10 protein-coding genes are annotated in these 14324 nt (G+C 30.7%); all 10 read right to left on the bottom strand.

Features of this window, described 5'->3' with window-relative positions:
- On the bottom strand, positions 1 to 1151 hold a 1151-nt coding region (locus tag GOQ29_RS03650), incomplete at its 3' end, for a peptide ABC transporter substrate-binding protein (RefSeq protein WP_203371279.1).
- Positions 1152 to 1708: 557 nt separating this feature from the next.
- Complete coding sequence (locus GOQ29_RS03655) at positions 1709 to 2686, bottom strand: ABC transporter ATP-binding protein (RefSeq protein ID WP_203371280.1); 978 nt, start codon at positions 2684 to 2686, stop codon at positions 1709 to 1711.
- Between the two features lie 2 nt (positions 2687 to 2688).
- Positions 2689 to 3717, bottom strand: coding sequence for an ABC transporter ATP-binding protein (locus GOQ29_RS03660; protein ID WP_203371281.1), 1029 nt, complete (start codon positions 3715 to 3717; stop codon positions 2689 to 2691).
- Positions 3718 to 3730: 13 nt separating this feature from the next.
- Positions 3731 to 4648, bottom strand: a complete 918-nt coding sequence (locus tag GOQ29_RS03665) for an ABC transporter permease (RefSeq protein WP_203371282.1) — start codon at positions 4646 to 4648, stop codon at positions 3731 to 3733.
- A gap of 11 nt (positions 4649 to 4659) precedes the next feature.
- Positions 4660 to 5580 carry an ABC transporter permease gene (locus GOQ29_RS03670; RefSeq protein WP_203371283.1) on the bottom strand — a complete coding sequence of 307 codons (921 nt, stop codon included), beginning with the start codon at positions 5578 to 5580 and terminating at the stop codon, positions 4660 to 4662.
- 497 nt (positions 5581 to 6077) lie between these two features.
- Complete coding sequence (gatB, locus tag GOQ29_RS03675) at positions 6078 to 7505, bottom strand: Asp-tRNA(Asn)/Glu-tRNA(Gln) amidotransferase subunit GatB (protein ID WP_203371284.1); 1428 nt, start codon at positions 7503 to 7505, stop codon at positions 6078 to 6080.
- The gene (gene gatA, locus GOQ29_RS03680) at positions 7505 to 8971 is read right to left on the bottom strand and encodes an Asp-tRNA(Asn)/Glu-tRNA(Gln) amidotransferase subunit GatA (protein ID WP_203371285.1); all 1467 of its coding nucleotides are present in this window, start codon (positions 8969 to 8971) and stop codon (positions 7505 to 7507) included. Before gatA ends, gatB begins: the two co-directional genes overlap by 1 nt.
- 16 nt (positions 8972 to 8987) lie before the next feature.
- A complete protein-coding gene (gene gatC, locus GOQ29_RS03685) occupies positions 8988 to 9278 on the bottom strand; it encodes an Asp-tRNA(Asn)/Glu-tRNA(Gln) amidotransferase subunit GatC (RefSeq protein ID WP_203371286.1) in 291 nt (96 codons plus the stop codon).
- A gap of 66 nt (positions 9279 to 9344) precedes the next feature.
- Positions 9345 to 11339, bottom strand: coding sequence for an NAD-dependent DNA ligase LigA (gene ligA, locus GOQ29_RS03690; RefSeq protein WP_203371287.1), 1995 nt, complete (start codon positions 11337 to 11339; stop codon positions 9345 to 9347).
- A gap of 13 nt (positions 11340 to 11352) precedes the next feature.
- Positions 11353 to 14166: a UvrD-helicase domain-containing protein gene (locus GOQ29_RS03695; RefSeq protein ID WP_203371288.1), complete on the bottom strand. Its 2814-nt coding sequence runs from the start codon at positions 14164 to 14166 to the stop codon at positions 11353 to 11355.
- Between the last annotated feature and the right edge of the window lie 158 nt (positions 14167 to 14324).

Here is a 14324-nt window from a genome sequence, read left to right on the forward strand (position 1 = left end):
GTAGAACCATTTCCTATATCAGTAATTAAATCTCCATTTGCTTCTCTAAATGTCTTTCCTTCAGGTCCTGGTAATCCAGGAGGTACAAATCCCCATGCTGGAGGTACAATCCCTTGAGTTCTTGATTCCTGAACTTGAGTTCTATCCATAGCCATTGAGAATGCTTGCCTTATCTTCTTATTGGCAAAGAATTCATTCTCTACATTATATGTGTAATAGAATGCTGATGCTTTTGGATATGTGTTTACTTCATCAGCATATTTCTCTAAATATTGAGATGGAACTGCTGTCCAATCTATTTCTCCAGTTTCATATAAATTTATCATTGTGTTAGAGTCATTAACCATAACACCTTCTATCCTTTCTAATTTAACAGTATCAGCATTCCAATAGTCTTCATTTTTCTCCAGTACTAATTCAGATTCGTGTTCCCATTCAACTACCTTAAATGGTCCACAAGAAAGTAAATATTCAACTTCTGCTGCATACTTATCTCCCCATTCTTCAACCTTGTCTTCTCTTGCAGGTAAGAATGTACTGTGTTGTAATTTACTTAAGAAAGTTGGTGCAGGTCTCTCTAAAGTAACCTCCAATGTTTTATCATCTACTGCTTTAAGACCTACCTCTTCAGGATCATCTATTTCACCTGTATTATATGCCTCAGCATTTTTAATATCATATGCCATAAATGCATAAGTTGAAGCTACTTCTGGATCTAATGCTCTTAACCAAGAAAATACAAAGTCATTAGCTGTTACAGGTTCTCCATCGGACCAATTAGCATCTCTTAAATGGAATGTATAAACTGTCTCATCTTCATTTATATCCCAAGATTCTGCCATACCTGATCCTTCCTCAGGTACTCCATCTTCATCCATTCTAATTATACCTTCTAAAGTATCTATAAGTATCCTACTTGAAGTTGCATCCTGACTTATTTGTGGATCAAGACTTGGAGGTTCTGATTGCCAGTTAATTCTTAAAGTTTGATCCTCTGCCATATCACTATCATCAGGTTCTTCTGTATCTTCACCATCAGTGCCTTTGTCTTCAGTATCTGAATCATCAGATTCTCCACCACAACCAGATAATGCAATAGTAAATATCATCGCAAATACTAATAACATTATCAATAATTTTTTCTTCTTCATTAAATACTTCCCCCTTTTTATTTTATAAAATACTAATTAAAGCGATAAATTTATGCTATTCTGACACCCCCTTAAAAGATGTATTTTATTTTTAATTATTTATTAACTTTAATATTCTGTGAAAACACTTAAGATTCTGATTTTTTAAAATAATTAATTGTTTTAAATATAAATATGTACAATCTATTAATATTTAAAAAAGAATATTAAGCTTGTTTAATAGATTAATTAAATTATAAGAAACTTTTAAATTATTGTCAAGAATATATTTCTGTATTTTTATTTATATGAATATTCACTTTATTCCTTTATCATCAACAAAATATTGCATTTATTTATAAATTTATATAATAGAGCATTTCATTATAACATTGTAAATAAGCTAAATGTAGTTTTATTTATTGTATTTTATTCATTATAATTCATTTAAATTATTCCTATGCATGTACTTTTATTTTAATTCCAAATCTTAATTTTGTAATATAATCTTAATATTCTGATTTGTTTTCATAATAAAAAAATCTTGAGTTTTATTAAAACTCAAGATTTTTTTATTATTATTTAACTATATGACATGCTACAAAATGTTCTGGTTTTACTTCTCTTAATTCTGGTGCTTTTTCTCTACATATATCTTTAACATATTTACATCTTTTTTGGAATTTACATCCTTCTGGTGGATTTATAGGACTTGGTACATCACCTTCAAGAATAATTCTATTTCTACTTCTCTCAACCTCTGGATCTGGTATAGGTATAGCAGAAAGTAAAGCTTGAGTATATGGATGTAATGGCTCATCATAAAGCACCTTACTTGTGGTAAGCTCCATTACAGCACCAAGATACATAACAGCAATTCTATCTGATATATGCTTAACCATAGAAAGGTCGTGAGCAATGAATAGATATGTTAGTCCCATTTCTTCCTGTAACTCTTCAAGTAAATTTACTACCTGTGCTTGAATTGACACATCAAGAGCAGAAATAGGTTCATCACACACTATAAATTTTGGCTCTACAGATAAAGCCCTTGCTATACCAATACGTTGTCTTTGTCCACCACTAAATTCATGAGGAAACCTGCTGGCATGCTCTCTATTAAGACCTACTATTTCTAATAGCTCATATATTTTTGCCATTCTTTCCTTACCTTTTCTTAAACCATGAATATCCATACCTTCACCAATAATATCTCCCACGGTCATACGAGGATTTAATGATGCATAAGGGTCTTGGAATATCATCTGAGCTTGTTTAGTAAAGTTTTTTAATTCTTTTCTATTTAACCGTTGTATATTCATACCATCGAATATAACTTCTCCTTCAGTAGCTTCATATAATCTAATCATGGCTCTACCTGTAGTAGATTTACCACATCCAGATTCTCCAACAAGGCCTAAAGTTTCTCCTTCTCTTATACTAAAAGTTACACCATCTACAGCCTTAAGAATTTGTCCTTTTCCAACTTTAAAATGCTTTTTTAAATTATTAACTTCAATTATATTTTTTCTTCCTTCTAATTTCTTTTCAGACATTTCTATTCCCTCCCTTTCTTAATAGGATTTTCTACATCTGGTGCCATTTCATGTTGTAACCAACATTTCACAAAATGATCCTTAGAAAGGTGAGTCTTTTCTGGCATTTCTTCTCTACATATAGGCATTGCATATTCACACCTTGCAGCAAAAGGACAACCTTTTGGTGGTGAGAATAAATCTGGAGGTGTTCCTTCAATAGGATATAATTTTTGTTTTCCTTGAGTATCCAATCTTGGAACAGATTTCAATAATCCCCAAGTATAAGGATGTTGTCCATCATAAAAAATTTCATCTAGTGTACCGCTCTCTATCACTACACCTGCATACATAACTACTATTCTTTGAGCCATATCTGCTACAACACCTAAGTCATGAGTTATTAATATAATAGCAGTATCAAAATCTTTTTGTAAATCTTTCATTAAATCTAATATTTGGGCTTGTATTGTAACATCTAATGCTGTAGTAGGTTCATCAGCAATAAGAAGTTTTGGATTACATGCTAATGCAATAGCTATCATAGCTCTCTGTCTCATACCTCCACTAAATTCATGAGGATATTGTTCCACTCTTTTCTCAGGATTTGGTATACCAACTACATCTAACATTTCAATAGCTTTTTGTTTCGCGTCTTGCTTTGACATCTTCTGATGTTTTATAAGTCCCTCCATGATTTGTTTACCTACTTTCATAGTAGGATTAAGAGAGGTCATAGGATCTTGGAATATCATACTTATTTCACTACCACGAACTGATTCCATTTGTTTATCTGTAAATTTAGTAAGATCTTTTCCATTAAACATTACAGACCCTTCTTTTATTCTTCCAGGAGGCATAGGTATAAGTTGCATTGTTGACTGAGCTGTAACAGATTTTCCACAACCAGACTCCCCAACTATAGCAAGTGCCTCTCCTTTATTTACATAAAAGGATACTCCCCTAACAGCTTGAACTTCTCCTGCATAAGTGTCAAAGGATACTCTTAAATCTTTAACATCTATTAATAATTTATTTTCATCTCTAGACATAACTAAACCTCCTTTATTGTCTTAATCTTGGATCCAATGCATCCCTTAACCCATCTCCAAAAATTTGGAAGGAGAGCATAACAGCACTTATTACTAATGCTGGAAATACTAATTGATATGGCTCTAATAATAACATACGAGTTCCATCATTAGATAAAGATCCAAGACTTGGGTTTGGTACTGGAATTCCTAGTCCAATAAAGCTTAAGAATGCCTCAGAAAATATAGCTGTTGGTACAGCAAAAGTAATACTAATAATTATAACTCCGATAGTATTTGGTATAAGATGTTTAGTTATTATTCTACCTGCATCTGCACCTAATGTTTTAGCAGCCATAACATATTCCATTTCTTTCAATTGAAGAACCTGACCACGAACTAGACGAGCCATACCTCCCCAACCTGCTATAGATAATGCTATTATAATTGTAAACAGTCCTGAGCCTAAAACAGTAGTCAACATGATAACCCATATTAAATAAGGAATTGAAAATAATATATCAACAAAACGCATCATAAGATTGTCTACACTGCCGCCAATATATCCTGAAATACCACCATATAAAACTCCTATGGTAAAGTTAAGTAATGCTACGACTATACCAATAAATAATGAAATTCTAGTTCCTTCCCAGACTCTTACATATAAATCTCTACCTAATTCATCTGTTCCAAACCAATGCTCTGAACTTGGTTTTAAATTCGTTTTTAATAAATCACCAGTACGATAATCATAACTGCTAAAAATTGGTGCAAATATTGCAGCCAAAGTTATAATAATTAAAATAGTCATTGCTATTATTGCCATCTTATTACTTTTGAGCCTTCTCCATGCATCTGCCCAATACGTTAAACTGGGTCTAACAATGGCTTCAGCTTCTGAAGACTCCTTACCTTCTATAATAAATTTATCTTTACTTAATTCTGCCATATTATCCCCTCCTATTCATCTATCCTTATTCTTGGATCAATAAATCCATATAAAATATCTACTAAAAATACCATAAATATAAGCAAAGCTGCATAGAATAATGTAGTACCTAATATTAATGTATAATCATACTGATTAACAGCGTCAACGAAAAATTTACCCATTCCTGGTATAGCAAATATTTTTTCGATAACAAAAGATCCTGTTACTATTCCAGCAATCAAAGGTCCAAGCATTGTGACAATAGGAAGTATTGAATTTCTGATAACATGTTTTCTTACAACAGCAGTTTTAGATAAACCTTTTGCTTTAGCAGTCTTAACATAATCAGATCCCATTACCTCAATCATATTTGTCTTCATCATTCTAGCCTGTTGAGCTATGAGTCTTACCCCCAATGCAATTATTGGTAGTATCATATACTTTGGTCCCTTCCATCCTGCTACTGGAAATAATGCCCATTGCCTTCCCAGGAAATATTGAAATATGGATGCAAACACGAAGTTAGGGACTGAAACCCCTATAACAGCCATTATGATAACAAAATAGTCAAAGAATCCTTTGTTATTTAGAGCAGCAATTATACCAAAGGCCAAACCAAATACTAAGCCAATCCCTACAGCTGCCACTCCTAATGTTAATGATTTAGGAAATCCATCATAAATCATATCATTAACAGTCCTATTTCTATATTTAAGCGATAATCCAAAATCTCCTTTAGCAACATTTTTTAAAAATGTACCATATTGAACAATTAAAGGTTTGTCCAACCCATATTTTGCCTCTAAGTTTTTGAGGATCTCTGGCTGAACTTTTTTGCCATCTGAAAATGGATCGCCAGGTAACTGATGCATTAAGAAAAATGTAACAGTTGCAATAATCCATAAACTTATAATCATATAAATTATACGTTTAACAATATACCTTGCCATTTAACAAACACCTCCATAAAATTTTAAAATAATGAATAAATACAAGTGTTAAAACAATATTTTTTATAAATCCACCCCCTACGATTAATTTATAAAATATTAAATTGTAACAATTAAAAAAAAATAGAATGGTTGCAATTTTCAGAAAAATTCCTTTTGAAAAAATTAATGCTTTTTATTCTAGCAAATAGAAGCATTATCTTACAGATAAGGAATGTCCTGAGTAGATATCTATATAGAATAGCGCTATTGTAATATATAACTATGATACAATTTTTCGACTTTTTATACAATTAAAAAAGTTTTAACTAAATATTACGTTTTATTCATAATTCTCAATAAACTCTATCTTAGATAAATAGTACTTTAGAAATTTCAAATGATATTAAAATTATAATATATTTTATGCACATTACAAAGTAATATTCTGAAAATTCCATCAATTATTTTTGACTTTTCAAAACCCCTGGAATTAATTCCAAGGGTTTTGAATCTATCTATTTATTTAATTCTTCTAAAATCATTTTATTTACTAATTTAGGATTAGCTTTCCCTTTAGTTGCCTTCATGACTTGCCCTACTAGAAATCCTAAAGCTCTATCTTTTCCATTATTATAGTCTTCAATGGATTGTGGATTTTTCTCAATAATATCCATTACTATTTTCTTTATTTCATCCTCATCATTGATTTGAATTAAACCCTTTTCTTTTACTATTGTATTAGGATTTCCTCCATCTTCAAACATTGTTCTAAGTACCTTCTTACCTATATTATTACTTATTTTACCATCTTCAATTAATTTAAGAAGATCTGATAATTCTTTTTCTCCAAACCTCATTTCCTCTATTTCCATATCTTCATCTTTTAATCTTCTTAATATATCACCCATTATCCAATTGCTCACTTGTTTTGGATCATTAGAATATTCTACTGTTTTTTCATAAAAATTTGCTAAAGCTCTAGTTGATGTAAGCACAGAAGCATCATATTCTGGTAAATCATATTCCTTCATAAATCTTTCAATTTTAGCTTCAGGAAGCTCAGGAAGACTACTCTTAACTTCATCTATCCATTTATTACTTATATCCATATCTACAATATCTGGCTCTGGGAAGTATCTATAGTCACTAGCATCCTCTTTAACCCTCATTACTACAGTTTCATTTTTAGTATCGTCCCATCTTCTAGTTTCTCTTATAGCATCTTCTCCCTTTTCTAGAAGAGAAATATGTCTTTTTTCTTCATATTCCATAGCCTTAACTGCAGCCTTAAAGGAGTTTAGATTTTTAATTTCTGTCACTGTAGTCTTTTCTTCAGTTTCTTCATTCATAACATTTATATTTACATCACATCTTAAAGAACCTTCTTCCATTTTACAATCAGATACTTCAATATATTGTAAAATGGATTTTAATTTTTCTAAGAAATTCTTTGCCTCTTCTGGTGAATTCATATCAGGATAACTAACAATCTCTATAAGAGGTACTCCAGCCCTATTATAATCTAATAAGGTTCCTCCATCTATTGAATGAATTGATTTTCCTGTATCTTCTTCTATATGAATTCTTATTAATCTAATCTTCTTTTTACCTTCCTCTGAATCCACTTCAATATATCCCTCTTTACATAATGGATAATCATATTGAGATATTTGATACCCCTTTACTAAATCAGGATAATAGTAATTTTTCCTATCCATTTTTGTATAATTAGATATTTCACAATTAAAGGCAAGTCCTGCCCTAATTCCATATTCCACTACTCTTTTGTTTAATACTGGTAATGCTCCAGGAAGCCCTAAACATACAGGGCAACAATGAGTGTTTACATCTCCACCAAATTCTGTAGAACAACTACAAAATATCTTAGAATCTGTTAATAATTCTGAATGTATTTCCAGGCCTATTATAGTTTTATATCCCATTATTTTACACCTCCAAATTTAGGAGTTTCGTTAAATTTTAATTTTTGTTCAAAATTATATGCTACATTTAATATTTTTGATTCATCAAATGCCTTTCCTATGATTTGTAATCCTACAGGCATACCCTTAGATATTCCACAAGGAATTGAAATGGCTGGAACTCCTGCTACATTAACTGATACTGTAAGTACATCAGATAAGTACATCTCCAATGGATTATCATTTTTCTCTCCTATCTTAAATGCTGTGGATGGCGTAGTAGGAGATATGATTACATCATATTTATCAAAGGCCTTTTCGAAATCTTCTTTGATAAGAGTTCTAACCCTTTGAGCTTTATTATAATATGCATCATAATATCCAGAACTTAAACAATAAGTCCCTATCATTATTCTTCTTTTTACCTCTTCTCCAAATCCTTCACTTCTAGTTTTAGTGAATAATTCTTCTACAGAATCATAGTTCTCTACTCTATTACCATATCTCACTCCATCAAAACGAGCTAAGTTTGAACTAGCTTCTGAAGGAGCTAATATATAATATGTTTCTAAACCATATTCAGAATGTGGTAGACTCATTTCTTCTACTTCTGCTCCTAAATTTTTAAATATTTCTATAGATTCCTCAATTTTTTCTCTCACTTCTTTATTTATTCCTTCACCCATGTATTCCTTAGGCACACCAATCTTTAACCCTTTAATATCTTTTTTAAGATTTCTAGTATAATCTACTTTTTCAACCTCAACTGAAGTAGAATCTAGTTTATCATGACTTGCCAATGTATTCATAACTATCGCACAATCTTCAACATCCCTTGTAAGTGGTCCTATTTGATCCAAAGAAGATGCAAAGGCAACTAAACCATATCTAGATAACAATCCATATGTAGGTTTCAGACCTACTACACCACAAAATGCTGCAGGTTGTCTTACTGAACCACCAGTTGAAGAACCTAATGAAAAAGGAACTTGATATGATGATACTGCTGCTGCAGAACCACCACTAGAGCCTCCAGGAACCCTTTCTAAATCCCAAGGATTTCTTGTAGTATGAAAAGCTGAATTTTCTGTAGATGAACCCATTGCAAATTCATCTAAATTAGTTTTTCCTACTATTATGGCTCCTGCCTCTCTAAGATTTTTAATTACTGTTGCATCATAAGGAGCAATATAATTATTAAGTATTTTAGATCCACAAGTAGTCTTTAATCCTTTTGTAGATATATTGTCCTTTATTGCTACTGGAATTCCTGCTAAATCTCCTAAATTTTCTCCTTTATCTCTTTTTTCATCAATTTTTTTAGCTTCCTCTATTGCATTTTCTTTATCTAACAACAAGAAACTTTTTATATCTTCTTCTGTTTCTTCTATTCTATTAAAAAAATTTTTTACCAATTCTTCAGATGTTAACTCTCTTTTATTTAACTCATCTCTAAGTTCATGAATAGTAAGTTTAAATAATTCCATTTTTCCACCTCTTTTATTAATCTAATACTTTAGGTATCTTTATATATCCATTTTCACTATCAGGAGCATTTTTCATTATTTCTTTTCTTTTCAAAGATTCTTTAACTTCATCTTCCCTCATAACATTCTTTATTGAAACATGAGGATGATATGTAGGTTTTACTCCATCGGTATCAACCTTTTTAAGTTTATCTACATAATTTATAACTGATGAAAATTTCTTAGTGAAATCTTCCATAGATTTTTCATCAAATTCTAATCTAGATAATTTTGCAACATGTTTTACTTGTTCTTTAGATACAGACATTTTCATACCTCCTTATTTAAAATATATAATGATATAATAATACAATATCCTTTCTATATTGTAAACTTAACCTTCTATAATATCTTTAAACCTATCACTTTCTATTATCTCAATACCTAATTCCCCTGCCTTATCATATTTGCTTCCAGGATCTTCTCCTACTATTACAAAATCAGTATTCTTACTTACACTTCCTGTTATTCTTCCCCCCATTTTTTCTATGATAGATTTAATTTCCTTCCTAGAAAATCCTTCTATACTTCCCGTTATTACTACTTTCTTATCGGTAAATATAGTATTTTCTACTATATCTTCTGATTCATGATGAGGTTTCACTCCTAATTCAAACAGCTTATCAATCTTTTTAATAATCTCCTCATCACTAAAAAATTCAATTATCCCTTCAGCTACTATATCTCCTATATCTGGAATAGCTATCAATTCTTCATGTTTAGCTTCTTTTAATTTATCAGTAGATTTAAAATTATTAGCTAAATCTGAAGCTGTTTTCCTTCCTACATTCGGTATTCCTAATGCATATATAAATTGAGATAAATTACAATTCTTACTATCTTCTATAGCATTCAAAAGATTTTTTGTTTTCTTTTCACCGAATCTATCTAACTCTATCAAATCATCATATTTAAGATTATAAATTTCAGGTAACTCCTTTAGGTTCAATTCTTCAAATAACTGTTCTGCAGTTTTCTCACTAAATCCTTCTATATTCATTGCATCACGACTAGCAAAATGTTCTATCCGAGATACTAATTGAGGTTTACAACTCATAGAATTAGGACAAAACATATGAACTCCATCCTGTATAAGTTCTGTACCGCAAGCTGGACATTCTTCAGGTCTTTGTATTTCCTCTCTATCTTCACAACTATCCTCTACTATTCCCATTATTTCTGGAATCACATCATTTGACCTTCTTATCCATACTCTACAGCCTAATGCAACATTTTTCCTTTGTATATCATCCCAGTTGTTTAATGTAGCTCTCCTAACAGTTACACCGCCAATATCTACTGGTTCCAATATAGCTGAAGGAGTAACTTTTCCCGTCCTTCCAACATTCCATTTGATATCCTTTAATTCAGTAGTAACTTCCTCCGCCTTAAATTTATAAGCAATTGCCCACCTTGGAAATTTTTGAGTATATCCCAATACTTCTCTAGTTTTCATGTCATCTATTTTTATAACTAATCCATCAGTAAGCACATCAAGAATATGTCTTCTTTCATCCACTCTTTCTATCTCTTCTATCATATCATCTACATTATCAAATATCTTAATATAATCATTTACTAACAATCTATTTTTCTTAATAAACTCTAACATCTCTAAATGAGTATGAAATTCTAAATCTTCCTTATAGCCCAAATTATAAAAATATCCTATTAAGTTTCTTTTAGCTGTTACCTTAGGATTAAGATTTCTCAATGCCCCTGCCGCAGCATTTCTAGCATTCTTCAATGGTTCATCAGCTGTTTTATTATATTCCTCCAATACGGATATAGGCATAAGACCTTCCCCTTGTATTTCCATCCTTCCTTTATATGGTATTGTCAGAGGAATGGATTTAATTGTCTTTATCTGAGGTAAAATAGCTTCTCCTATTACTCCATTTCCTCTAGTAGCTCCTTGAATCAATTTTCCATTATTATAAGTAAGATTTATAGTAAGACCATCAAATTTATATTCCATCACATATTTAGGATCAGGTAATTTGCCTTCATGACTATTATTATAATCATTTATCATTCTTTTAACTCTATTTTCCCAATCCCTTAACTCTCCAAAACTTTGAGATTTATCCAAACTCCAAAGAGGTGATAAATGAATATGCTTCTGAAATTTATCTAAAACTTCTCCTCCAACTCTCTGAGTAGGAGAATTAAATAAAACTTCTCCGGTTTTATCTTCTAATCTAACTAATTCGTCATATAATTCATCATATTCCTTATCACTCACCTTTGGATTATCTAAGGTATAATAGTAATAATTTAATTCATTAATTATTTCTACTAATTCTTTCATTCTTTCCATATCTTTCATAAATATCACCCTTTTATACTTTCTCTATAGGAGCAAGGGATAATAGTAATTTCTTAATTCCTTTATCATTAAATGCAATGGTTGCTTCCTTATTTTCCCCACTACCACTAATAGACACCACTACACCTATTCCCCAACTTTTATGCTTTACCTTATCTCCCATATTTATATCTATATCAGACTTCTTCTCTTTTTCTGTATTCTCATGAGTATAACCAGTAAAATATTTTTTAGGCTCCTTGCTTTCAGATTTTTTTCTTGGTTCAAACCTATTTTTAATCTCGTCAATTAAATTTTCAGGAATCTCTCCTATAAATCTTGAAACAGTATTATATGATGTTTTTCCATATATGGTCCTCAAAGTTGTATAAGTCATAAAAAGTTTTTCTTCCGCTCTAGTGATACCCACATAGCATAATCTTCTCTCTTCCTCTAAATCATCTTCACTAGTAATAGCCCTAGATATAGGAAATATACCTTCTTCCATTCCTGTTAAAAATACTACCCTATACTCAAGTCCTTTGGCGCTGTGAAGGGTCATTAAAGTAACAGAATCATTACCTTCATCATCCATTCTATCTATATCAGACAGCAAGGAAATATTTGCCAAAAATTCTTCTAATGTTTTTTCTTCACTTGTCTCTTCAAAATCCATAGTCACAGAAATAAACTCTTCTATATTTTCTATTCTACTTTTAGCTTCTAATGTATCTTCATCTTTCAACTCTTTAATATATCCTGTGGAGTCAATTATGTTTTCTATAAGATCTTTTACTGTTAAAACTTCCTTCATAGCTATAAATTTATTTATCATAGATGCAAAATCTCGTACTTTGCTCTTTGCTCTATGGGACAAGCTATCTATTTCATCAATATCTAATATCACACTATAAATGCTTTCTCCTTTCCCGATACCATATTCCTCTAATTTTTCTACTGTTCTCTTTCCTATTCCCCTTTTGGGTACATTTATTATTCTCTTTAATGAAATATTATCGACTGGGTTTTGTATAAGTCTCAAATAAGCAATAATATCCTTTATTTCCTTCCTATCATAGAACTTAAGTCCTCCTACAATTTTATAAGGAATATTGGATTTTATTAATGTTTCCTCTAATACACGAGATTGAGCATTAGTTCTATAAAGAATAGCAAAATCTGAATAATCTTTTTCATCAGTATTTTTTATTTCGTTTATCTTTGCAGTTATAAAACTAGCTTCATCATGTTCATTCTGACCTCTATAAATTCCAATAGGAATTCCTTCTTCTTGTGAAGTCCAAAGCTTTTTACCCTTTCTACCCATATTATTATCTATCACCTTATTTGCTGCATCTAATATATTCTTTGTGGAACGATAATTCTGCTCTAATTTTATAATCTTTGCATTTTTATAATCATCTTCAAAGTCCAGTATATTCCTTATATCAGCCCCACGCCATCCATATATGGAGTTATGAACTACTATATCTTCACATATGTACTGTCTTAAATGGGGTACAGATATATCATAAACATATCCGCTATAATCTGAAGTGCTAACTTCTTCCACTATATCATCTACTATCTCTCCATTTTCATATATGGGAATAGACATACTTGGTCTAATATGTGCTGCTGGCATATAATTAAATGTAGTTTCTTCTGTAAGCCTTGATCTTTTAACTATTTCAATATCTTCTTCTAAGCCTATTATTTTTTTACCATATATCCTAGCTTCATCGTATTCTTCTACTATGTTCCTCTTATTATCAAATATGATTGAGTGATTATAATATCCATTATTTTTATTTATTTCTTTACTACCAAAGAAGTCCATAACCAAGACATTATCTTGTTTTTTCTCCACATTCAATTTTCCAAACATCATATGATTAGGTGTAGTCTTTATAGTTTTGCCTTTTTTTGTCTTTATCTCTACTATTGGACCACTGTACTCTTTTTTAGACTTTTTATTCACAATACCTTGAAGGATCTTTCCCCAGCCTCCTGCAGATATAACTTCTGTCTCTTCATCAACTTCCTGTATCTCTTTATATCCTTCGCTTGTCTTTATCTTCATATCTGGAAGTACACATTGGTCATCATCTCCCACCACACAAACATTCCTGTGATAATTCCCCAATAATCTTATCAACTGATATTGAGCTCTATTAGTATCTTGATATTCATCTACTAATAGGTATTTAAATTTTCTTTGATAAAAGTTTAATACATCAGAATTATTCCTAAATAGTTCTATTGTCTTTACAATTAAATCATCAAAATCTAATGCATTATTACTCTTTAATTTCTCTTGATATAATTTATATATTTCTCCCTTTTGTCTCTCTCTAAAATCACTATAGTTATCATTTATATATGTATCTGGATCAATAAGCTTATCCTTTTGACTACCTATAAAATTCAACATAGATTTAGGGTCGTACATTTTTTCATTCACATTAAGCTCTTTTATTGTATCCTTTATAACTGTATTTTGATCCGATCTATCAAATATAACAAAATTTCTATTATATTCAATTTTATCTATATCTCTCCTCAATATTCTCACACACATAGAGTGAAATGTTCCAACCCACATATCTTGAACTCTTGTATCTACTAATCTCTGTATTCTTTCCTTCATTTCATTAGCTGCTTTATTTGTAAAAGTAATAGCTAATATATTATCAGGAAATATATTTTTATCTTTTATTAAATGGGCTATTCTATGAGTTAAAACCCTTGTTTTACCACTTCCTGCACCAGCTAATACTAATAAAGGTCCTTCAGTAGTTACTACTGCTTCCCTCTGTTTATCATTAAGTCCATCTAAAAAATTCATAAACTTCTCCTCTCTTAAAAGCAATTTTTCTCTAATATTATTATATAGGAAAATATGTTCTATTTGAAGACATAGAAAAAACTTCTAACTATTTAGGAGGCCACTGAAAAAGTCCAAAAAAGATATGATTTCGAATTTGTGATGGAAATCATATCTTT

Source organism: Anaeromonas gelatinilytica (assembly GCF_016820635.1).
Classification (GTDB): Bacteria; Bacillota; Clostridia; order Tissierellales; family SIT17; genus Anaeromonas; species Anaeromonas gelatinilytica.